Annotated in this window: 1 protein-coding gene; it reads left to right on the forward strand. The window is 36.0% G+C overall.

What is annotated here, in order from left to right; genetic code table 11:
* Nucleotides 1–52: 52 nt before the first annotated feature.
* The gene (locus ACFIK6_RS09955) at nucleotides 53–832 is read left to right on the forward strand and encodes a hypothetical protein (RefSeq protein ID WP_375642226.1); all 780 of its coding nucleotides are present in this window, start codon (nucleotides 53–55) and stop codon (nucleotides 830–832) included.
* The last annotated feature ends 216 nt before the right edge of the window (nucleotides 833–1,048 follow it).

Here is a 1,048-nt window from a genome sequence, read left to right on the forward strand (position 1 = left end):
CCATTCCAAATTTTATCAAACGTTTATCACATTAGATTGTGAGGGTATCTTTATGTGCAAAAAATATGAATTAACTAGTGAAATTAAACAAATTAAAGATAGGATTACTAAACAGATTACAACTCTTTATCGCATTCGTGCTTTAAAAGATTTTGATGATATCAAAGCTGGCGATCTAGGCGGCTTTATTGAAAAGGAAAGCAACCTCTCTCATAATGGCAATTGCTGGGTCTATGATAATGCATGGGTTTATGGCTATGCCCGTGTTTATGAAAATGCAAAAATACGCCATTTTTCTCAGGTCTGTGGTCATGTCTATGGCAATGCGGAGGTCTATGGAAAGGCTTTTATCTCTCAATATGCTAAAGTTTATGACAATGCTTGTGTCTATAGTAATGCACGTATATCTGGCTATGTTTATGGCAATGCCCATGTGAGTGGAAGCGCTCGTATTTATACAGAAGCCCATGTTTATGATAATGCGCATATTTCTTATAATGCTTGGGTTTATAATTATGCAAGGGTTTATGGGCATGCTCAGGTTTCTGGCTCTGTCTGTGTTTACAGCCATGCCAAGATTTATAACCATGCTATTGTCAAAGGTCATGCTAAAATTTATGGCAAGGTTTATGGCAATGTTATTGTAAGTGGCTATGCTGAGATTTATGGCTCTGTTTATGGCAATGCCAAGGTTTCATATCATGCCAAGGTCTGGGGTAAAGCCTATGGCAATGCAAAATTAAACAGTCAAAGTAAAGTAAGTGTCGTTCCTAAAAAATGTGAGGTTTATGAAAATGATAATATTATCAAAATTACGGATACAGACAAATAAATGACACGCATGGGGGGGCGCCTTTAATGGCTATAAACGCATATAAAATGCATTGCTAATAAACATATCATAAAAGAGAGAGTTTAAAAAAGAAAGCCGTGCCAAGTAATATGACGCGGCTTTCAAATGTCTATTCTAATGATTAAAATGAATCATCCACAATGGAGTAATGAATGCATATATACAAAACGTATCATATTGCAAGCGCTCTATGAG

It is taken from the genome of Bartonella sp. AS69XJJH, assembly GCF_042195585.1.
Taxonomy (GTDB): Bacteria; Pseudomonadota; Alphaproteobacteria; order Rhizobiales; family Rhizobiaceae; genus Bartonella.

Bases quoted from the DNA above. Each gene is read 5' to 3' on its own strand.
- ACFIK6_RS09955 (WP_375642226.1), top strand. From the start codon at position 53: ATGTGCAAAAAATATGAATTAACTAGTGAAATTAAACAAATTAAAGAT.